Below are 20,270 nucleotides of genomic sequence, written 5' to 3'. Positions count from 1 at the left end.
AATTCCTCTCCGTCGCCTGCGAGGTGAGCTGTCGGGTGCGAGCTGGAGATGCCCGGCCGCGCCGGGGCGCGGCTTAACCCCAAGCCGTTCCGGGAACCGGAACAGGCGTCTTACCTGTGGGTCCCCCGCTCCTGCCGTACGTCGGGTCAGTGTGTGCGGGCTCCGGTCGGCGGCAGGATTAGGCGTCCGTCCGGATTGGTGTGGAACGTAAGCGACCAGGACGCAAACGGACAAGCTTGCGGTTGCCCGTGACGGTGTTTCTCTTGACGCGTCGCCACATCTGCGGTCACCGAGCGTGGATTACCGATCTCCTGCTTTCCCCAACCGCCCTGAATAACGCCAGAATTACGTGAACATGGCAACAGCACATCGTCACGAATATGACGATGGTCACGCACCCCGACCTCATCTCCTTTACGATCGGGGCACGTTATCCCTAAGCGCCTTTAGCGGCCTATTCGGACAGAACGGCTACTTCCGCTTAAGGCGGACGACCGTCGCGTCCAGATCCCCCCGCAGACCGACCCGCAGTCCGTGGTGAAGCAGCACCGCCCCCCGGTGAATTTCGCCTGTTTCGAGGCATTCGTACGATGCGGCCGGGTCGAGGGCACGCAGCCGGAGGGCCGGTACGGGCTCGCCGTAGCGCTGCGCCTGGAGCCAGGCGAGGACGACGGTCTCGTCGCCGAGGACGTACTGCACGGCGCTCAGTCCGCCCCCCGGGGGACGCAGCCGGTACTGGTCGCCGCGTTGCACCACGGGCCGGATCTCCTTGTAGAGCCCCACCCACTCCCGCGCCTCGGCGAGCTCCTCCTCCGTCCACCGCGTGAGGTCGCCGCCGACCCCCAGCACCCCGGCCATGGCGCTGACGAAGCGGAACCGCAAGGAGCTGGCCCGCTGGTTGAGCATGACGTTCGGACTGTCGGTGACCCAGGCGGCCATGACCCGGGCCGGATGGATCTGGCTGAAGCCGTGCTGGATGGCGAGCCGGTCGAGCGGGTCGGTGTTGTCGGAGGTCCACACCTGGTCCGTGCGGCTCAGCACACCGAGGTCGATCCGCCCGCCGCCACCCGAGCAGGACTCGAAGGCCACGCCGGGATGGGCGGCCCGCAACCGGTCCAGCAGGGCGTACAGGCCGTGCACGTGGTCGACCCACAGCCGCTGCGGGTAGGGGTCGTCCGGCCAGCCGGCGTCGGTGAAGCAGCGGTTGAAGTCCCACTTGACGTAGTCGACGGGAGCGCCGGCGAGAAGCCCGTGGAGCCGCTCCCAGAGGTACTCCCGGACGTCCTCGCGGGCGAGATTGAGTACGAGCTGATTGCGGAACTCCGTCCGCTTTCGTCCCGGTTGGTACTGCACCCAGTCGGGGTGCGCGCGGTACAGGTCGCTGTCCGGGTTGACCATCTCGGGCTCGACCCAGATCCCGAACTGCATGCCGAGGCCGTGCACGTGGTCGGCGAGGGGCTTCAGCCCGCCCGGGAAGCGGTCGGGGTTCGGGGTCCAGTCGCCGAGCCCGGCCCGGTCGCTGGTGCGCGCCCCGAACCAGCCGTCGTCGACCACGAACAGCTCTACGCCCATGGCGGCGGCCCGCCCGGCGAGCGCCCGCTGCTGCTCCTCGGAGATGTCGAACTCGGTGGCCTCCCAGGAGTTGAACAGCACCGGCCGGTCCCGGCCGGCGTCCGGGATCACATGCGCCCGCTGATAGGCGTGCCAGGCGCGGCTCGCCCCGCCGAAGCCGCCGTCGCTCCAGAGCCCGGCGAAGACCGGGGTCGTGTACGACTCCCCCGTGCCCAGCGTCAGCAGCCCCGAGTCGTCGTGGCCGGCACCGCCGGTGATCTGCACGCGCGCGTCCGGGAGCTGGGCCACGGCGATGCGCCAGGACCCGGACCAGCCCAGGGCGCAGCCGTAGACCTCGCCGCGCTCCTCGGTGGCGTCGGTGTCCAGGGCGACCCACGGCAGGTGCTGGTGGGAGGTGTGGCCGCGGCGGCTGCCGATGACCTTCTCGCCGTGGGTGAGGGCGGAGCGCGTCAGGCGGGACTCGGCTCCCCAGCGGCCGTGCAGCTGGGACAGCCGCCAGGCGTCGCGGTCGGGCAGGGTCCAGGTCGCGGAGTCGGCCCGCAGAAGTTCGACGGCCGGCCCCCGGTTGTCCACGGTCACCCAGCGCTCGACGACGTCCGACGAGGAACGCATCCGGTAGTGCAGCGTGACGGTCAGGTCGCCGTCACGGAATCGCAGCCGCAGCTCGTCGCCCTCCGTGTCGTGTCCCTCGTAGGCCCACTCGGTGCCGCGCCGCCCGGCCGTGCGCACGGACAGGGCGGGGCGCACGAAACGGGGACCGCCCTCGACCGGGTACTCCTCGCGTCCGTCGAGCGGTGACTCGAAGGGCCAGTAGCCGGGCAGCGGCCGGACGGCGAGGGCCTCGGCGTCGGCGAGGCCGAGCCGGGGGCCCCAGTGCAGGTGCAGCAGCTCGTCCCGGTCGGTGACATGGACGGCGTAGCTGCTGGCCGGCCCGGAGAGCACCCACGTACGACCGTCTTCGGAGATCTCCAGCATCATGCCCTCACAGATTCGAACAAGCCCGACCAGGTGCGACCAGGCGGCAACATCATCAAGGGCCACGGGGGCTCCGGGCAACGCCTGTGGACAACTCATTGCCCCAGGCAGGCATGTCGTATCGTCGAGTGACGCCCGGCGACGAGCCGCGTCGGCGGCGCCGAAGGGGAGGAGCCCTCGTGACACAGCAGGTCCCGTCGACCGAGCCCGAGCTGGCCGGAGTGCGCAACTTCCGTGATGTGGGCGGACTTCCGACCGTGGACGGACGGCGGGTGCGCCAGGGTGTGCTGTTCCGCAGCGGCCACCTCGCCCACGCGACCGGGGAGGACGCCGCCTTCCTGACCACGCTGGGCCTGCACACGATCTTCGACTTCCGCAACGCGGCCGACCAGAAGCTCGAAGGGCCGGACGTCGCGCTGCCGGGCGTGCGCAATGTGAACCTGCCGCTGAGCGACCCCGCCGACGGCGCCGAGTTCTGGAAGATGGTCCGCGACGGCGATCTGGACCAGCTGCGCGAGATCCTCTCGGACGGCAAGGGCGCGGGCCGCATGATCGCCTCATACCGCACGATCATCAAGCACCGCACGGACGAGCACTCCCGGGTGCTGCACGCGCTCGCACAGGACAGCGTCCCCGCGCTGATGCACTGCGCCGCGGGCAAGGACCGCGCGGGTCTGTCCGTCGCGGTGACGCTGCTCGCGGTGGGTGTCGAGCGCGAGGCGATCGTCGACGACTACCTGAAGTCGAACGCCAAGCACCGCCGCTACAAGGTGCACCGCAGCAGCTCCGCCGCCTCGGCCTACTCCCCCGAGGTCATGGAGCTGCTCAGCCCCCTCTTCGACGCGCGCGCCGAGTACCTGACGGCGGCCTTCGACACCATCGAGGAGACCTGGGGCGGCGTCGACACCTACCTGGAGGAGGGGCTCAAGCTCGCCCCGGAGACCCGGGCGCGGCTGCGCGAGCGGCTCGTCGACTGAGGCGCCCGGGCGGGCGCTACTTCGCCCCGACCTCGAACAGCAGGTAGATGAACGCGGCGAAGATGTGACCCGCGATGAGGTAGACGAACAGCCTCACCCACAGGGCGCGGGGGAACTTCTCCTCCATGTCCTTCACGACAGGTCTCCAGGGGTGGGGCCCAGGCACAGGGCGGCCGTGGGGCTCTGCAACAGGGTGTGGACGAAGAGCAGCTCGACGCCGTCGTGGTCCTCGGCGGCGATCCGGTGCGGGGTGAGCGAGTCGAAGTGGGCGCTGTCGCCGGCCGCCAGCCGGTGCGTGGTGTCCCCGAGCCGCAGCCGCAGCCGGCCGCGCAGCACGTGGAGCCATTCCTCGCCGGGGTGGACGCGCACGATGTCGCCCTGGGAGCCGTGGGGGACGTGGACGCGCAGGGCCTGCATCCCGCGGCCGGGGGCGCCGGCCTGCCAGTAGGTCCAGCCGCCGGCCGCGGTGGGTTCCATGTCCGCCGCGCGGATCACGGAGTCCCGCTCGGCGACCGTCTCGCCGAGCAGTTCGGAAACCGTCGTACCGTAGACGCGGGCGAGCGCGAGCAGCATCGGCAGCGAGGGCTGGCGCTGCCCGGTCTCCAGCCGCGAGAGGTGTGCGGGCGACAGCCCGGCGGCGCGGGCCGCGGTCTCCAGGGTGAGGGAGGCCTGGCGCCGCAGGGCTCGCAGCTGGGGCGCGACGGCGGGCAGCGCACCGGGCGCGGGGTCGGCCGACGAGTCGGCCCCGGAGGGCCGCTCGGTCTCGGAGGAGCTCATGCCTCCATTCAGCCGGAGCGTTGCCTCAGCGGCAAATTTCTTGCCTCACAGGCAAAATCCCTGCCTATCGGTTGGCCACTGCCTGCTTGACCAGGGTCTTCCCGAAGTCCCACACCAGCCCGCCGTTGTGCGCGTCGTCCATCACGGCCGTGAAGGCGTCGACGAACCGGTCCACCTCCCGCTCGCCGATGATCAGCGGCGGGATCAGCTTGATCACCTCCATGTGGTCGCCGGAGACCTGGGTGAGGATCCGGTGCCGCTGGAGCAGCGGCACGACGACCATCTGCGCGAAGAGCCCCTTGCGCGCGGCCTGGAGCATGGCCCAGCGGCTGCGCAGCTTCAGCGACTTCGGCCGTCCGAACTCGATGCCGATCATCAGGCCCCGGCCGCGGACCTCGGCGAGCATCTCGTACTTGTCCGTGAGCGCGGCGAGCCGGGAGCTGAGCCGCTCCCCGGTGGCCCGGACGTTCGCGACGATCTGCTCGTTCTCCATCACCGACAGCACCGCGAGGCCCGCCGCCATGGCCTGCGCATTGGATCCGAAGCTCGCCGAATGGACCAGCACCCGGTCCATGGACGAGTAGACCTTCTTGAAGATCCAGTCCTTGCCGATCGTGGCCCCCACCGGTACATAGCCGCCGGAGAGCGCCTTGGCCACGCACACCAGGTCCGGTTCCACGCCAAGCTCGTGCTGATAGGCGTAGAAGTCGCCGGTCCGGCCGAGGCCCGTCTGCACCTCGTCGGCGATGAGCAGGGCCTTGTGCCGGTGCAGCAGCTCCTGCGCGGCCCGCAGCCAGCCGGGCGGCCCTTCCAGCACTCCCTTGCCCTGGATCGGTTCGACGATCAGGGCGGCGACATCGCCCTTCCGCAGCTCCCTCTCCAGCGCGTCGAGGTCGCCGAGCGGTACGGCCGTGTCGGGCAGCAGCGGGGCGAAGCCGTCGCGGAAGCCGGATTCACCGTTCACCGAGAGGGAGCCGGTGGTCAGGCCGTGGAAGGCGTGCGCGCAGTACAGGATCCTGGGCCTGCCGGTGACGAACCGGGCGAACTTCAGGGCGCCCTCGACGGCCTCGGTGCCGCTGTTGCCGAAGAACACCCGGTCCAGGTGCGGACTGTGCGCGAGCAGCTTCTCGGCCAGCAGACCGGGCAGCGGCTGGCAGTCGAAGCGGGTGAGGTCGGCCAGGCCGGCGTCCACCACGTCGTGCAGCGCCTTGCGCACCACGGGATGGTGGCGGCCCAGCCCCATCACCCCGAACCCGGCGAGCATGTCCAGGTAGTCGTTGCCGTCCGCGTCCCAGAAGTAGGCGCCCTCGGCGCGCTCGTAGACCTTGTCGAAGCCGATGGTGTGCAGCATGCGCGGGAGCTGGTGGTTGAGGTACCGGGTGTGCAGTTCGTAGCGCTCGGCTCCGCGCTCGGCCAGCAGCTTGCCGAGGTCGAACTCCCCGGCCTGCGACGACTCCGACGCGGACTCGGCGGTTGTCATTCCTGTGGCTCCTTGGACGGCTCTTCCTTGACGGCCAGGCTCGCGCCGATCCGTCCGGCGACCTCGACGGGTGTCAGGCCGATGTCGGCGAGCACCTCGCCGCGCTTGGCGTGTGCGAGGAACTGCTCGGGGATGCCGAACCGCCGTACCGGCACGTCGACGTCGGCGTCGCCCAGGGCCAGCGCCACGGCCGAACCGACCCCCGCCGCGCGGCTGTTGTCCTCGACGACGGCCACCAGGCGGTGCTCGGCGGCGAGCCCCGGCAGCGCCGGGTCGACGGGCTTGACCCAGCGCGGGTCGACGACGGTGCAGCCGATGCCGCGCGCTTCGAGCAGTTCGGCGGCCTGGAGGCAGACCGGTGCCATCACGCCGACGGCCACCAGGAGCACCTGCGGGTCGGAGGAACGGTGCAGCACGTCCAGCCCTCCCACCCGGTCCACGGCCGGGATCGACGGGCCGACGGACTCCTTCGGGAACCGCACCAGCGTCGGCGCGTCGTCCACGGCGACCGCCTCCCGCAGCTGGGCGCGCAGCTGGTCGGCGTCCCGTGGCGCGGCGATCCTGAGCCCGGGCACGACCTGGAGGACGGACATGTCCCACATGCCGTTGTGGGAGGCCCCGTCGACGCCGGTGACCCCGGCCCGGTCCAGGACGAAGGTGACCCCGCAGCGGTGCAGGGCCACGTCCATGAGCAGCTGGTCGAAGGCGCGGTTGAGGAAGGTGGCGTAGACGGCGACGACCGGGTGCAGGCCGCCCGTCGCGAGGCCCGCTGCGGACACGGCCGCGTGCTGCTCGGCGATGCCGACGTCCCACACCCGGTCCGGGAAGCGCTCGGCGAAGGCGCCCAGACCCACGGGGTGCAGCATGGCGGCGGTTATCGCCACCACGTCCTGGCGCTCCTCTCCGATCCGGACGATCTCCTCACCGAACACCGAGGTCCACGAGGGTCCGCCCGACGGGGAGAGCGGTGCGCAGGTCAGCGGGTCCATGACGCCGACGGTGTGGAAGTGGTCCTCCTCGTGGGCGAGGGCGGGCTCGTAGCCGCGGCCCTTCTCCGTGAGGCAGTGGACCAGCACCGGCCCGTGGAAGCGTTTCGCGCGCCGCAGCGCGGACTCCACGGCCCGGGTGTCGTGCCCGTCGATCGGGCCGACGTACTTCAGACCGAGGTCCTCGAAGAGGCCCTGCGGCGCGAACGCGTCCTTGAAGCCCTTCTTGGCGCCGTGCAGGGCCTCGTAGAGGGTGTTGCCGACCAGAGGTGTGCCCTGGAGGACGTCCTTGCCCCAGGCGAGGACCCGTTCGTAGCCGTCCGTCGTGCGCAGCGTGGCGAGGTGGTTGGCGAGGCCGCCGATGGTCGGGGCGTAGGAGCGTTCGTTGTCGTTGACGACGATGATCAGCGGCCGGTCCTTGGCGGCCGCGATGTTGTTCAGGGCCTCCCAGGCCATGCCGCCGGTGAGCGCCCCGTCGCCGATGACCGCGACGACATGGCCCCTCTCACCCTGCACCCGGCGGGCCTTGGCGAGCCCGTCGGCCCAGCCGAGGGCGGTGGAGGCGTGGCTGTTCTCGATGACGTCGTGCTCGGACTCCTCGCGCGAGGGGTAGCCGGACAGGCCGCCCTTGCCGCGCAGCTTGGAGAAGTCCTGGCGGCCGGTCAGCAGTTTGTGGACGTAGCTCTGGTGGCCGGTGTCCCACAGGATGCGGTCGACCGGCGACTCGAAGACCCGGTGCAGGGCGATGGTCAGCTCCACCACGCCCAGGTTGGGTCCCAGATGGCCGCCGGTCCTGGCGACCGCGTGCACCAGGAACTCCCGGATCTCCTCCGCCAGTTCCCCTACTTCCGCCTCGGACAGCGCCTTCAGGTCGTGTGGTCCCCGGATGCTCTCCAGAATCGTCACGCTCGGGCCCCCTTCGCATTCCGTGCTGCTCAGCTCACGGTGACGGCCGGCTCCCCCGACCCCACGCCGTCCTGCTCCATCTGCTCGGCGATCTTCATCGCCTCTTCGATCAGCGTCTCGACGATCTTGGACTCGGGGACGGTCTTGATGACCTCGCCCTTGACGAAGATCTGCCCCTTGCCGTTGCCGGAGGCCACTCCGAGATCGGCCTCCCGTGCCTCGCCGGGCCCGTTGACCACACACCCCATGACGGCGACCCGCAGCGGCACCTCCATGCCGTCGAGCCCGGCCGTGACCTCCTCGGCCAGCTTGTACACGTCGACCTGTGCGCGCCCGCAGGACGGGCACGACACGATCTCCAGCCGCCGCTCCTTGAGCCCCAGGGACTGGAGGATCTGGATGCCGACCTTGACCTCCTCGGCCGGCGGCGCGGACAGCGACACCCGGATCGTGTCGCCGATGCCCCGCGACAGCAGCGCCCCGAACGCCACCGCCGACTTGATCGTGCCCTGGAAGGCCGGGCCCGCCTCCGTGACGCCCAGGTGCAGCGGGTAGTCGCACTGTTCGGCCAACTGGCTGTACGCCTCGATCATCACGACCGGGTCGTTGTGCTTGACGGAGATCTTGATGTCCCGGAAGCCGTGCTCCTCGAACAGGGACGCCTCCCACAGGGCGCTCTCCACGAGCGCCTCCGGGGTGGCCCTGCCGTACTTCTGGAGCAGGCGCCGGTCCAGCGACCCGGCGTTGACGCCGATGCGGATCGGCGTGCCGTGGTCCTGCGCCGCCTGGGCGATCTCCTTGATCCGGTCGTCGAACTGCTTGATGTTGCCGGGGTTGACGCGGACGGCCGCGCAGCCCGCCTCGATGGCCGCGAACACGTACTTCGGCTGGAAGTGGATGTCCGCGATCACGGGGATCTGTGATTTGCGGGCGATGGTCGCGAGCGCGTCCGCGTCGTCCTGCGTGGGGCAGGCGACCCGGACGATCTGGCAGCCGGACGCGGTCAGCTCCGCGATCTGCTGCAGCGTGGCACCGACGTCCGACGTGCGGGTCGTCGTCATCGACTGCACGGACACCGGGGCCCCGCCCCCGACCGCCACCGGACCGACCTGGATCCGGCGCGAGACGCGCCGCTCGGCGATCGGCCGGAGCGGCACCTCGGGGACGCCCAGCTCAATGGCGGTCACGGCCTCACTCCCGGTTCCCGGAGACCGTCTCGCGCATGGCGCGCAGCGACTCCTTCAGCGATCCCATGGTGGCGAGGACGGCGGTGGGCTCGTAGCCGCAGTGCGCCATGCAGTTGGCGCAGCGCGGGTCCTTGCCGCGGCCGTACTTGTCCCAATCGGTGTCCTCGACCAGCTCGCGGTACGTCGGCACGTACCCGTCGCTCATCAGGTAACAGGGGCGCTGCCAGCCGAAGAGCGAGTAGTTCGGGATCGCCCACGCCGTGCACGGGAAGTCGACCTTGCCCTCCAGGAAGTCCAGGAAGAGCGGGGAGTGGTTGAGCCGCCAGCGCCGCCGGTTGCCGCCGGAGAAGGCCTTCTTGAACAGCTCGCGGGTCTGCTCCACGCCGAGGAAGTGCTCCTGGTCGGGAGCCTTCTCGTAGGCGTAGGCGGGCGAGATCATCATCTCGTCGACCTGGAGGTCGTCGTTGAGGAAGTTCAGCACCTCGATGATGGTCTGCGGGGTGTCGGTGTTGAAGAAGGTCGAGTTGGTGGTGACCCGGAAGCCGCGCCGCTTGGCCTCCTTGATCGCCTCCACGGCCTCGTCGAACACGCCCTCCTTGGCGACCGACTCGTCGTGCCGCTCGCGCAGGCCGTCGATGTGCACCGCGAAGGCGAAGTAGGGCGACGGCGTGAACGTGTCCATCTTCTTGCGCAGCAGCATCGCGTTGGTGCAGAGGAAGACGTACTTCCGCTTGGCCACCAGCTGGCGCACGATCTCGTCGATCTGCGGGTGCATCAGCGGCTCGCCACCGGCGATGGACACCATCGGGGCGCCGGACTCCATGACCGCCCCCACGGCCTGGGCGACGGGCATCCGCTGCTTGAGCACCCCGGCCGGATGCTGGATCTTGCCGCACCCCTCGCATTTGAGGTTGCAGGCGAACAGCGGCTCCAGTTCGACGATCAGCGGGAACTTGTCCCGCCGGCGGATCTTCTGTTCAGCCAAGTATGTAGCGACCTTGATGGACTGTCGGAGCGGCATGGCCATCTGGCTCACCTCCTGGGGAGCAGCAAGGAACGGTGCCATTCGAAGAAAGCGGGAAGGACGGAGCGAAGGACACGGAAAGCTGATATTCCACCGCGCACCGTGCCGATCCGGACGAGTTCATGTTCAGGAGCGTCCACGACCACCCGGACGGCCGCAACCGGGCGCTCGCCCGCACGCACGGCGCTCAGGAGCGTGACGGCGGACTCCATGTCGACCGCGATCGAGCCGGTCGCGCGCAGCGCGGACCGTTCGGGGCCGCGCACGACGTGGTCGGAGCCGGTGAGCGGCCCGGTGTGCACGGTCCGGCCGGGCAGGGCGCGGGCCAGCTCCTTCACCAGCAGCTCGGTCCCGACGCAGGGCGTCGTGCCGCGCGCGTCGCGGGTCTCCTCGGCGACGACCAGATCACCGGGGTGCATGCCCGGCGCGAGCCCCGCGCAGAAGCCGGTGGCCAGGACGGCGGCGTCGCGCAGGGCCGGGTCGGCCAGCATGCGGGTGACGGCCCGCTCGGCGGCCACCGGCCCCATGCCCGTCCGCAGCACCGTGACCGGCCCGCCGGCCCCGCCCCGGCCGCCCGCGCGCAGGGCGAACTGCTCGATGCCGAGCGCGCAGGCGATCAGCAGCGGGACCGGGGCGGGCTGCGCGCTCATCAGCTCCCCTTGAGCCGGTCGGCGAAGGGCTCCCCGTGGACGTACCGGCCGAGTGCCGTGAGCGGGAACACCTGCCGGTAGAGGTGGTAGTTGATCGAGAAGTCCCACGGGAAGCCCGTCCCCGTGAAGTACGGCTCGTCCCAGGAGCCGTCCTCCCGCTGGGTGGCGGCGAGCCACTCGACTCCGCGTTCGACGGCCTTGGAGTCACGCTCCCCCGCCGCGAGCAGGGCCATCAGTGCCCAGGCCGTCTGCGAGGCGGTCGAGGCGCCCCGGCCGCTCCACTGCCGGGCGTCCTTGTAGGAGCGCAGGTCCTCGCCCCAGCCGCCGTCGTCGTTCTGGACCGACTCCAGCCAGGCGACGGCCCGCCGGATCGCCGGGTGCGCGGCGGGAAGACCGGCCGCGGTCAGGGCGGGGACGACGGACCCCGTGCCGTAGACGTAGTTGACGCCCCAGCGCCCGAACCACGAGCCGTCCGGTTCCTGCTCGGCCAGCAGCCACTCGATGCCGCGCCGGGTGCGCGGGTCGTGGGCGAGACCCTCGACGGCGAGCATCTCCACGACGTGCGCGGTGACGTCCGCGGAAGGCGGGTCGATGACCTCGCCGAAGTCGCAGAACGGCAGCCGGTTGGGGAAGGGGCTGGTGTTGTCGACGTCGAAGGCCGCCCACGCGCCGTTCTTCGACTGCATGCCGAGCGTCCAGCGCATGCCGCGGACGATGGCCCGGTCGAGGCGCTCCGGGTCGTGGTGGGCGATCCGGCGCAGCGCGAGGATCACCTCCGCGGTGTCGTCGATGTCGGGGTAGTTGTCGTTGTGGAACTCGAACGCCCAGCCCCCGGGCGGCAGTCCGGGCCGCTTCACGGACCAGTCACCGGGCCGGACGATCTCCTCGCCCAGCATCCAGTCGGCCGCCTTCACCAACTGCGGGTGGTCGGGGGGCAGTCCGGCGTCGACGAGGGCGATGGCGGCCAGGCAGGTGTCCCACACGGGTGACTGGCAGGCCTCGATCATCCGGGCCCCGTCCTCGCGCCACACGGCGAACCGGTCCAGGGACGCCAGCCCCTCGCGCATCACGGGGTGTTCGAGGTCGTAGCCGAGCAGGTGCAGGGCGATGACCGAGTACACGGCCGGGGGCTGGATGCCGCCCCAGCAGCCGTCGTTCTCCTGCCGCTCGATGATCCAGCGGGCGGCGCTGTTCATGGCGGCTCTGCGCAGTCTGCGCGGGGCGACCTTCCGCAGGGCGTGCAGGCCCTTGTCCATCCGCTGGAACGCCCCGTCCCAACTGAACGGCGAAGCCAGGGGCCTCGGCGGGTTGGGAAGGTCCGGGTCGGTGTGCAGCTCGTCGAGCGGGAAGGGTGCGGGGCGTACCGGCCGCTTCGCGGAGACGATCGTCAGCGGGACGATGGTCTGCCGCGCCCAGCAGCCGAAGTCGTAGATGTTGAGCGGCACCCACTTCGGGAAGAAGACGAGCTCCGGCGGGAGTTCGGGCAGGTCCTCCCACTTCCACCAGCCGAACAGGGCCAGCCAGATCCGGGTGAAGACCCGGGCGGCGGCGATGCCGCCCTGCGCGCGGATCCAGGCGGAGGCCTTCGCCATGTGCGGGGCGTCGGGGGCGTCACCGGCCAGGCGGAGGGCGACGTACGCCTCGATGGTGGCGGACAGTTCACTCGGCCCGCCGTAGAAGGTGGCCCAGGTGCCGTCCGCGTTCTGCTCGCCGCGGATGAAGAGGGCGGCGGCCTGCGTGGTCTTCTCGTCGCGGATACCGAGGAACTGACGGAGCAGCAGGTCCTCGGCGTCCATCGTGACGTTGGTCTCGAGGTCGCCCTTCCACCAGCCCTCGGCGTCCTGGAGGGAGAGCAGGAAGTCGGTGGCACGCCGGGCGGCGCGTGCGGCGGCTTCCGGTACCCCGGCCGCCCCGGGGATGTGCGTGTCGGTGTCGCTGGCCGCGGCGGCGCGGGGTGGCAGGGCCCCGGTGCTTCCGTCGGTCGTCGCTGTCATGGCTTCCCCTTCGTGCAGTCCTGCATGGCGTGCATCTGCTGTGGGTCCGCCGTCGGCCGGTGCTCGGTGATGAATCACGGCACCGGCCGGCGACTACGCGAGGGCTATTCGGCCGATAGTGATCATCTCTTTCGTACGACGACGAAGTCCGCGAGGGCCGTGAACCGGTCCCGCACCCGGTCGGGCATGTCGACGGCGTCGAGGGCTTCGATGGCGATGGTGTGCTGACGGCGTGCCTCGTCGGCGGTCCATTCGCGGCCGCCGGCCTCCTCGATGAGGGCGGCGCGGGCCGCGAACTCCTCCTCGGAGAAGTTCTCGAAGTCGTGGGCCTTGGCGTCGGCGGCGAGGATCTCGCCGAGCCGCTCCGAGGCGGAGCCGCCCGCCGCGAGGGCGGCCACGACCGGCAGGGACTTCTTGCGCTGGCGCAGATCGCTCCAGGTCTGCTTGCCGGTGGAGACCGGGTCGCCCCAGATGCCGAGGAGGTCGTCGACGGCCTGGAAGGCGAGGCCCAGGTGGTAGCCGTACTTCTCCAGGGTGTCGGCGGTGTGGTCGTCGGCGCCGCCGAGGACCGCGCCGATGGAGCTGGCGCAGGCGAGCAGGGCGCCGGTCTTGTTGCCCTCCATCTCCAGGCACTCCTCGACGCTGACGCGGTCGCGGTGCTCGTAGGAGATGTCCTGGGCCTGGCCGTCGATCAGCGCACGGGTGGCGGTGGTCAGTCGGCGGGTGGCGCGGCCGGCCTCGACGGTGCCGAGTTCGAGGAGGACCTCGTTGGCGAGGGCGAACAGGGCGTCGCCGACCAGGATGGCCTGGGCGGGGCCGTGCACCTTCCAGACCGTGTCGCGGTGACGGCGCTGCTCGTCGCCGTCCATGAGGTCGTCGTGGAGGAGGGAGAAGTTGTGGACGAGCTCCACGGCGACGGCGCCGGGGATGCCGGTCTCGGGGGTGGCGGACATGACCTCGGCGGACAGCACCGCGAGGGCGGGGCGCACGGCCTTGCCGCCGTCGCCCTCGGCGGGCCTGCCCTGGGCGTCGATCCAGCCGAAGTGGTAGGCGGCAACAGTGTCCATGGGAGGTGCCAGGCGGTCGACGGCCGCCCGCAGTACCGGAGTGGCCAGGGTCCGGCCGCGCTCCAGCAGCGCGGTCACGTCCACCGCCTCGGCAGTCCTAGAGGCCGGGGGCACAGTGGGCACAGTCTCTCCTCTTGTTGCGGTACCGGGGGTGCGGGGGCCGCCTGCCGCGCCGGCCTGGGCCGGCATCATGCCGCCTCCTCGAACTCGAAGAGGGCTTGCGGACGGGGCCGGCCCAGGGCGCCCAGCACGGCGTCCGCCGCGCTCACACCACTGCGGACCGCACTCTCCATGGTCGCGGGCCACCCGGTGGCGGTCCACGCTCCGGCCAGGTACAGGCCGGATGCCTTGGTGCGGGCGCCGGGCCTGAGGCGCCCGACGCCGGGGGTGGGAGCGAACGTCGCGGTGCGCTCCCGGGTGACGAAGAAGTCCCTCACCGCGGCGCCGCGGGCCGGCGGCAGCAGCCGCTCCAGCTCGGGCAGGTACCGCTCGCGCAGCACCGCGACGGGCGCGTCGATCTCGCCCTGCGCCGCCGACTGGGACACCGCGAGGTACTGCCCCTCGCGCAGCCCGGACGCCTCGGTCCGGTCGAAGACCCACTGCACGGGGCTGCCGAGGGCGGTGAAGAACGGCCGGCCGAGGACCTTCCGGTCGTACACCACATGGACGTTGAGGATGGGCGCGGTACCGATCTCCAGGAGCCGTTCGGGCGCGTCGAGGGCGCCCGCGGGCAGCAGATCGTGCGCCTCGCGCTGCGGTACGGCGAGGACCACGGCGTCGGCCCGGAGCGTCTCGCCGGGTACCTCGACGGTCCACTGCCCGTCCCCGTCCGGGGAGACGGAGGTGACGCGGGTGCGGAGCTCGGTGCGTACGCCCGCGGAGTCGAGCGCCTTGCGGGCCAGCCGGTCGTGCAGCTCGCCCAGCGGGACGCGCGCCCAGCCGATGTCGGCGGCGCCGGGGTCGGACAGCAGACCGGTCTTGAACACCATCGCGGCGAGCGCCAGGGAGGCGTCGCCCGCGACCGCGTTGAGCGTGGCGACCCCGACCAGGTCCCACAGGGCCTCGATGGCGCGTGCCGACTGGCCGTGCGCGGCGAGCCAGCTGCCGAAGTCCTGGGTGTCCAGCGCGGGGTCGGCGAGGTCGAGTTTCTGGAGCGCGAGCGCGGCCCGGCCGACCCTGGCCCGGTCGGCGAGCGAGAGGTGCGGATAGGCGGCGAGGCTGCGCCCCAGGTGCAGCGGCACGGGCAGGGCGTCGCGCCGGAGCCTGCCCAGCCGGCGTCCCTCGGGCCGGGCGAGGTCCAGGACGGGTACGTCGAGCCGGTCCTGGAGCGGGGCGAGCGCCGCGCCCTCGATGCGGTCGAGGAACCAGCGGTAAGCGGTGCAGCAACGCAGGTACACGTGCTGGCCGTTGTCGACGGTGAGATCGCCGCGCCGGAAGGAGAAGGCCAGGCCGCCCAGTCTCGGCCTGCCCTCCAGCAGGGTGACGCGCACCCCGGCGTCGGCGAGCGCGAGCGCGGTGGTGACGCCGGCGAGCCCGCCGCCGGCCACGACGGCGTGCCGCGGCTGTGCCGCCGGTCCCCCGGACCGTGTGCCGTGGGTCATCGCGCACCCTCCCCCATGGCCGGAGCGTGCTGCTCGAACGGTGCACGACCGGCCGTCTCCGTCAGGGACGCGGCCCCGCACCGGAGGGTTGCCCGCCGGTTGTCTCCGACGGTTCGGCCGGGAGGCGCGTCGCACCCGCGCCCGGCCTCCCGGGCCGCACCGCCGATGGCGGCCTCTGTGCCGTTCACGCACGCCTCCTGACGGTCCGCCGGGTCACGTGCCGGGCGTCCAGGCCGGACAGGCCGCGCACGGCGACGTACGCCTTCTCCCGGCCGGGCAGGGAAACCCGGCCGCGCAGCACGGCCTCCGGGTCGCGTTCGATGCGGTCGAGGAGGCGGCGGTAGATGCCGGCCATGGCGGCGACACAGGCGCCGCTGCGCCGGTCGAGCATGGGGAGCAGCCGGTAGCCCTCGGCGAACAGGGCGCGGGCCCGTCGCACTTCGAAGTGCACGAGGCCCGCGAAGTCGGAGCCCTCCGGTGGTCGCGGCCCGCTGAAGCCGGCCGAGCAGCCGAACTTGGCGAGGTCGTCGGCGGGCAGATAGGTCCGGCCGCCAACGGCGTCCTCGCGGACGTCTCTGAGGATGTTGGTGAGCTGGAGCGCGAGCCCGAGCGTGTCGGCATATTCCGGCGCGCGGTCCACGCCGCGCGCCCCGGGTTCCGTGCCGAAGACGCCGAGGGAGAGACGCCCGATCGCACCTGCCACACAACGGCAGTAGACCTTCAGATCGTCCCAGGTCTCGTACGTCTCGCCGCGGACGTCCATCAGGACGCCGTCGATGAGTTCGTCCAGTCCTCCGAGCGGGATCGGGAAGGCCCCGGCGGCATGCGCGAGGGCGACGGCGACCGGGTCGGTGTCGTCCTCGGCGACCTCGTCCTCGCGGATCCGGGTGAGCAGCGCCCGGGTCTCCTCCAGCCTGGCCACCTTCACGTCGTCGGCGAGCGCGCCGTCGCCGATGTCGTCGACCCGCCGCGAGAACGCGTACAGCGCCGACATGGCCCGGCGCTGGGGCGTCGGCAGCAACCGGATGCCGTAGGCGAAGTTGCGGGCCTGGCGCCCGGTGACGGCCTCGCAGTAGCTGTAGGCGGCGAGTACCGGTGGGGACGCGTGTGGTTCCGACTCCACGGTCCGGATCACCCCTCTCCTCGCAGAGTCACGCCCACCTCACGCAGCAACCGGACCTTGCCGGGCTTGGGCGGGCCGGGAAGTACGTCGTATTCGGCGGCGGCGATCGCGTGGAGGGCCGCCCTTCCCCCCGCCACGAACCCCGCGAGCAGCAGTTTCAGCCTGCCGTGGACGCTACCCACCAGAGGGGCGCCTTCATTCAGGAGGTCCCGGGCCCTTTGCGCTTCGTACGCAATCAGCGCACGGACCGACGCTCCGGCGGATTTCGTGGCGAGATCCGCTTCCTGGACGTGGAAACGCTTCATGTCGGCCGCGGGCAGGTAGACCCGGTCGCGGGCGAGGTCCTCGGCGACGTCCTGGAGGTGCTCGACGATCTGCAGGGCCGTGCAGATCATGTCGGAGCGGCGGATCCGCTCGGGTGTAGAGGTGCCGGTGACGGCGAGGACGAGGCGCCCGACGGGGTTGGCGGACAGCTCGCAGTAGGCGAGCAGGTCCTCGTAGGTCTCGTAGCGGCCGACCAGCTGGTCCTGGCGATTGGCGGCGATCAGGCCGAGGAACGGCTCGGGGGTCAGCGAGCAGCGGCGCACGGTCGGCTGGAGGCGGCGCAGCAGCGGGTGGCGCGGGGTCGCCTCGAAGACCCGGCGCAGGTCGGCCTCGAAGGCGTCCAGCAGGACCAGCCGGTCCTCGGCCGCCTCGGGGGAGACGCCGAGCAGGCGGGCGTCGGCGCCGCCGGGGGCCAGGTCGCCGTCGCCGATGTCGTCGACCAGACGGGCGAAGCCGTAGACGGCCATGAGGTCGGTGCGCCAGGCCCGGGGCAGGAAGAAGGGGGCCACCGGGAAGTTCTCGCCGGCGGCCTTGTCGAGCGTGCCGCGCTCCGGATCGAGGGGGCGCGCCGTGCCGGTTCCCGTCACCGCCGGCTGCCCGGCGCGGGGACGGCACGTGCTGCGTGGAGCTGGGGAGTTTCCGAAGCCATCGCCGTCACATCTCCCGTTCTACACTGCCGACCCAATACACACTATTTCGGACACGCCGCCCAGCCGCCCGCACGGTGGTCCGACGGGCGGTGTCGCGCATTATTGCCCTGATTGCCGTGTTTCGGGACCGGTACAGCTTACGTTGTACAACGCGACACGGTTCGTCAGGGTGTACCGCACATCACGAGAACACACCGATTGGCCCCAAGATTCCCAAGATGGGCCGGAGTTGACGTTTCCTTTGCAGACGCGGGGCCCCGCCGGAGCAGTTCCGTCGGGGCCCTGGCCGAATCGGGCTACTTGCCCGTGAACTTCTCGTACTCCTTGAGCACCTCGTCGGTGGGGCCGTCCATGCGCAGCTCGCCGCGTTCCAGCCACAGGACGCGGTTGCAGGTGTCGCGGATGGACTTGTTGTTGTGGCTGACCAGAAACACCGTGCCCGCTTCCTTGCGCAGCTCCCGGATGCGGTCCTCGGAGCGCTTCTGGAACTTCCGGTCGCCGGTGGCGAGGGCCTCGTCGATCATCAGGACGTCGTGGTCCTTGGCCGCCGCGATGGAGAAGCGGAGCCGGGCCGCCATGCCCGAGGAGTAGGTGCGCATGGGCAGGGTGATGAAGTCGCCCTTCTCGTTGATGCCGGAGAAGTCGACGATGTCCTGGTAGCGCTCCTTGATCTCCTCACGGGACATGCCCATGGCGAGCCCGCCCAATATGACGTTCCGCTCGCCGGTGAGGTCGTTCATCAGGGCCGCGTTGACGCCGAGCAGTGAGGGCTGGCCGTCGGTGTAGACCTTGCCCTGCTCGGCGGGCAGCAGACCGGCGATGGCCCGCAGCAGGGTCGACTTGCCGGAGCCGTTGGAGCCGATCAGGCCGATGGCCTCGCCGCGGTAGGCCACGAAGGAGACGCCGCGCACGGCGTGCACCTTGCGTACGCCTCGCTCCTCGCCCCGCTTGATGATGCGGCTGAGGGCGGCGGTGGCACTGCCCTTGCCGGTCTTGGCGCCGTTGACGCGGTAGACGATGTGCAGGTCGTCCGCGACGACGGTGGGGATGCGTGCGTCCTGCTTCTGCTCAGCCACGGCCGTACCTCTCCTCCGCCTTCCAGAAGTACACGAAGCCGCCGAGGGCGAAGAGCACGGCCCAGGCGCCCGCGGCCGCCCAGACGTGGTCGGGGAGGAACTCCGAGCCGTAGTCGTCGATGAGGGCGAAGCGCATCAGGTCCATGTAGATCGCGGCCGGGTTCCACTGCAGGACGTTCGCGATCCAGGCCGGCTTGTCCGCCAGGAAGATCGGGATGGAGAACATCACGCCGGAGGCGTACATCCACGTCCGCATCACGAACGGCATCAGCTGCGCGAGGTCCGGGGTCTTGGCGCCCGCCCGGGCCATGATCAGCGCGAGGCCGGTGTTGAAGCAGAACTGCAGGACCAGCACCGGCACGATCAGCAGCCAGGACAGGTCCGGGTAGTGGCCGAAGCCGATCGTGACGGCGAACAGCACGATCATCGAGAACAGCAGCTGCTGGAGCTGCTGGAGCGCGAAGGAGACCGGGAGCGAGGCCCGCGGGAAGTGCAGGGCCCGGACCAGGCCGAGGTTGCCGGAGATCGCGCGCACGCCCGCCATCACGGAGCTCTGCGTGAAGGTGAACACGAACACGCCCGTGACCAGGAACGGGATGTACACCTCACGGGACATGCCCCGGTCGGCCTCCAGCAGCAGGCCGAAGATGAAGAAGTACACGGCCGCGTTCAGCAGCGGCGTGGCCACCTGCCACAGCTGGCCGAGCTTGGCCTGGCTGTACTGGGCGGTCAGCTTCGCGCGGGAGAAGGCGAGGATGAAGTGCCGCCGGTCCCACAGCTGACGGACGTACTCGATGAGGGACGGCCGGGCGCCGCTCACGGTCAGCCCGTGCCTGGCGGCGAGTTCTTTCGCCGTGAGGCCCTCGTCGGGCGCCGCGGGCGCGCTCACCGCGACCGTGGCGTCGTGCGTTGTCTCACTCACTAGTGGAAACTTTCGTCTTCGAGATGCTCGGCCTGTGCCGGGGTCTGGCATGAGCCGGGGCCGGGTACGGCCCGGGGGCTCCCGGGTATCGCCGGATACGAGCTTGTCAGATGACGGGGGGCCGGCCCAGCCGGGTCAGCCGCCACACCGTACGCCACTTCATGGGCCGGCGGGGACCGCACGAGGTGGTCCAGCCTTCGCGGAATCCGCCGAACCAGGCCCGCAGCGCGCTGCGGGAGGGACGGCGCAGCAGGGTGAGCAGCAGCCACACGCCGAGGTAGACCGGGACGAGCGGCGCGGGGAGGTTGCGGCGGGCCAGCCAGACGCGGTTGCGGGCGACCATGCGGTGGTAGACCGCGTGCCGCGAGGGAGCGGTGGTCGGGTGGTACAGCACCATGTCGGACCGGTAGTCGATCATCCAGCCCGCGTCGAGGGCCCGCCAGGCCAGGTCGGTCTCCTCGTGGGCGTAGAAGAACGCGTCCGGGAGGCCGCCGACGTCGGCGAAGACGCGGGTGCGGACGGCGTTGGCGCCGCCGAGGAAGGTCGTCACGCGCGAGGAGCGCATCGGGTCGGCGGCGCGCAGCCGGGGGACGTGGCGGCGCTGGGTGACGCCGGTCTCCGGGTCGGCTATGCGGAAACTCACGATGCCGAGCTTCGGGTCGGCCTCGAACGCCTCGCGGCACAGCTCGGCGGTGTCGTGGCTCGCGAGCAGTCCGTCGTCGTCCAGGAAGAGCAGGACGTCGACGTCCCGGCCGGCCGGGCCGAAGGCCTCGATGCCGACGTTGCGGCCGCCGGGGATGCCGAGGTTCTCGGGCAGCTCGATCGTGCGGACGCCCTCAGGGACGTCCGGGACGGGCGAGCCGTTGCCGACGACCACCACCTCGACCCGGTCGCCGTCCTGCTTGGCGACGGAGTCGAGCAGGGCGCGCAGTTCCTCGGGCCGGTTGCCCATGGTGATGATGACGGCGCCGACCTTCAT

Annotated in this window: 18 protein-coding genes and 1 riboswitch; of the genes, 1 reads left to right on the top strand and 17 read right to left on the bottom strand. The window is 71.2% G+C overall.

Going from position 1 to position 20,270, the window contains the following annotated elements:
- A riboswitch (cyclic di-AMP (ydaO/yuaA leader) is annotated at positions 1–155 on the bottom strand.
- A gap of 316 nt (positions 156–471) precedes the next feature.
- Positions 472–2,547, bottom strand: a complete 2,076-nt coding sequence (locus RFN52_RS34615) for an alpha-galactosidase (protein ID WP_184854141.1) — start codon at positions 2,545–2,547, stop codon at positions 472–474.
- 179 nt (positions 2,548–2,726) lie between these two features.
- On the opposite strand from RFN52_RS34615, the gene RFN52_RS34610 reads away from it, so the two are divergent.
- Complete coding sequence (locus RFN52_RS34610; protein WP_184852324.1) at positions 2,727–3,524, top strand: tyrosine-protein phosphatase; 798 nt, start codon at positions 2,727–2,729, stop codon at positions 3,522–3,524.
- Positions 3,525–3,540: 16 nt separating this feature from the next.
- Here the strand turns inward: RFN52_RS34610 and RFN52_RS34605 are convergent, their stop codons facing one another.
- The 16 genes from RFN52_RS34605 to RFN52_RS34535 all read right to left on the bottom strand — a co-directional run bounded on the left by RFN52_RS34605 (position 3,541) and on the right by RFN52_RS34535 (position 20,270).
- The gene (locus RFN52_RS34605; RefSeq protein WP_184554742.1) at positions 3,541–3,660 is read right to left on the bottom strand and encodes a DUF6126 family protein; all 120 of its coding nucleotides are present in this window, start codon (positions 3,658–3,660) and stop codon (positions 3,541–3,543) included.
- Positions 3,657–4,301, bottom strand: coding sequence for a helix-turn-helix domain-containing protein (locus RFN52_RS34600; RefSeq protein WP_184852321.1), 645 nt, complete (start codon positions 4,299–4,301; stop codon positions 3,657–3,659). The genes RFN52_RS34605 and RFN52_RS34600 overlap by 4 nt, the downstream gene beginning before the upstream one ends.
- A 64-nt stretch (positions 4,302–4,365) precedes the next feature.
- Positions 4,366–5,781, bottom strand: coding sequence for an aspartate aminotransferase family protein (locus RFN52_RS34595; protein WP_184852318.1), 1,416 nt, complete (start codon positions 5,779–5,781; stop codon positions 4,366–4,368).
- Positions 5,778–7,673 (bottom strand): 1-deoxy-D-xylulose-5-phosphate synthase, encoded by a 1,896-nt coding sequence (dxs, locus tag RFN52_RS34590; RefSeq protein WP_184852316.1) that lies wholly within the window; start codon positions 7,671–7,673, stop codon positions 5,778–5,780. The genes RFN52_RS34595 and dxs overlap by 4 nt, the downstream gene beginning before the upstream one ends.
- A 29-nt stretch (positions 7,674–7,702) precedes the next feature.
- The gene (gene ispG / locus RFN52_RS34585) at positions 7,703–8,860 is read right to left on the bottom strand and encodes a flavodoxin-dependent (E)-4-hydroxy-3-methylbut-2-enyl-diphosphate synthase (protein WP_184852312.1); all 1,158 of its coding nucleotides are present in this window, start codon (positions 8,858–8,860) and stop codon (positions 7,703–7,705) included.
- Positions 8,861–8,864: 4 nt separating this feature from the next.
- Positions 8,865–9,887, bottom strand: coding sequence for an adenosyl-hopene transferase HpnH (gene hpnH / locus RFN52_RS34580; protein WP_030840883.1), 1,023 nt, complete (start codon positions 9,885–9,887; stop codon positions 8,865–8,867).
- A 5-nt stretch (positions 9,888–9,892) separates the two neighbouring features.
- Positions 9,893–10,534 carry a phosphorylase family protein gene (locus tag RFN52_RS34575; protein WP_184852309.1) on the bottom strand — a complete coding sequence of 214 codons (642 nt, stop codon included), beginning with the start codon at positions 10,532–10,534 and terminating at the stop codon, positions 9,893–9,895.
- Positions 10,534–12,528: a squalene--hopene cyclase gene (shc, locus tag RFN52_RS34570; protein ID WP_184852306.1), complete on the bottom strand. Its 1,995-nt coding sequence runs from the start codon at positions 12,526–12,528 to the stop codon at positions 10,534–10,536. Before shc ends, RFN52_RS34575 begins: the two co-directional genes overlap by 1 nt.
- Positions 12,529–12,650: 122 nt before the next feature.
- Complete coding sequence (locus tag RFN52_RS34565) at positions 12,651–13,784, bottom strand: polyprenyl synthetase family protein (protein ID WP_184854140.1); 1,134 nt, start codon at positions 13,782–13,784, stop codon at positions 12,651–12,653.
- Entirely contained in the window at positions 13,784–15,196 is a 1,413-nt protein-coding gene (gene hpnE, locus RFN52_RS34560; RefSeq protein ID WP_184852304.1) for a hydroxysqualene dehydroxylase HpnE, read from the bottom strand. Before hpnE ends, RFN52_RS34565 begins: the two co-directional genes overlap by 1 nt.
- Positions 15,193–15,384 (bottom strand): DUF6380 family protein, encoded by a 192-nt coding sequence (locus tag RFN52_RS40145; protein ID WP_374050191.1) that lies wholly within the window; start codon positions 15,382–15,384, stop codon positions 15,193–15,195. The genes hpnE and RFN52_RS40145 overlap by 4 nt, the downstream gene beginning before the upstream one ends.
- Positions 15,381–16,331 (bottom strand): presqualene diphosphate synthase HpnD, encoded by a 951-nt coding sequence (gene hpnD / locus RFN52_RS34555; RefSeq protein WP_184852302.1) that lies wholly within the window; start codon positions 16,329–16,331, stop codon positions 15,381–15,383. The genes RFN52_RS40145 and hpnD overlap by 4 nt, the downstream gene beginning before the upstream one ends.
- The gene (gene hpnC, locus RFN52_RS34550; RefSeq protein WP_184852300.1) at positions 16,328–17,230 is read right to left on the bottom strand and encodes a squalene synthase HpnC; all 903 of its coding nucleotides are present in this window, start codon (positions 17,228–17,230) and stop codon (positions 16,328–16,330) included. Before hpnC ends, hpnD begins: the two co-directional genes overlap by 4 nt.
- Before the next feature lie 359 nt (positions 17,231–17,589).
- Positions 17,590–18,369, bottom strand: coding sequence for an ABC transporter ATP-binding protein (locus RFN52_RS34545; RefSeq protein WP_107454001.1), 780 nt, complete (start codon positions 18,367–18,369; stop codon positions 17,590–17,592).
- On the bottom strand, positions 18,362–19,291 hold the full coding sequence (locus RFN52_RS34540) for an ABC transporter permease (RefSeq protein WP_184852297.1): 930 nt from the start codon (positions 19,289–19,291) through the stop codon (positions 18,362–18,364). The genes RFN52_RS34545 and RFN52_RS34540 overlap by 8 nt, the downstream gene beginning before the upstream one ends.
- Positions 19,292–19,397: 106 nt before the next feature.
- Complete coding sequence (locus RFN52_RS34535; protein ID WP_184854139.1) at positions 19,398–20,270, bottom strand: glycosyltransferase family 2 protein; 873 nt, start codon at positions 20,268–20,270, stop codon at positions 19,398–19,400.

The organism is Streptomyces collinus (assembly GCF_031348265.1).
Taxonomy (GTDB): Bacteria; Actinomycetota; Actinomycetes; order Streptomycetales; family Streptomycetaceae; genus Streptomyces; species Streptomyces collinus.
The sequence above is the reverse complement of the archived record's forward strand: the minus strand, read 5'-3'. Positions and strand labels throughout refer to the sequence as shown.

Coding starts and splice junctions, on each gene's coding strand:
- RFN52_RS34575 (WP_184852309.1), bottom strand. CDS start 10,534: ATGAGCGCGCAGCCCGCCCCGGTCCCGCTGCTGATCGCCTGCGCGCTC.
- RFN52_RS34535 (WP_184854139.1), bottom strand. CDS start 20,270: ATGAAGGTCGGCGCCGTCATCATCACCATGGGCAACCGGCCCGAGGAA.
- RFN52_RS34565 (WP_184854140.1), bottom strand. CDS start 13,784: ATGCCGGCCCAGGCCGGCGCGGCAGGCGGCCCCCGCACCCCCGGTACC.
- hpnE (WP_184852304.1), bottom strand. CDS start 15,196: ATGACCCACGGCACACGGTCCGGGGGACCGGCGGCACAGCCGCGGCAC.
- shc (WP_184852306.1), bottom strand. CDS start 12,528: ATGACAGCGACGACCGACGGAAGCACCGGGGCCCTGCCACCCCGCGCC.
- RFN52_RS34615 (WP_184854141.1), bottom strand. CDS start 2,547: ATGCTGGAGATCTCCGAAGACGGTCGTACGTGGGTGCTCTCCGGGCCG.
- RFN52_RS34595 (WP_184852318.1), bottom strand. CDS start 5,781: ATGACAACCGCCGAGTCCGCGTCGGAGTCGTCGCAGGCCGGGGAGTTC.
- RFN52_RS34600 (WP_184852321.1), bottom strand. CDS start 4,301: ATGAGCTCCTCCGAGACCGAGCGGCCCTCCGGGGCCGACTCGTCGGCC.
- hpnH (WP_030840883.1), bottom strand. CDS start 9,887: ATGGCCATGCCGCTCCGACAGTCCATCAAGGTCGCTACATACTTGGCT.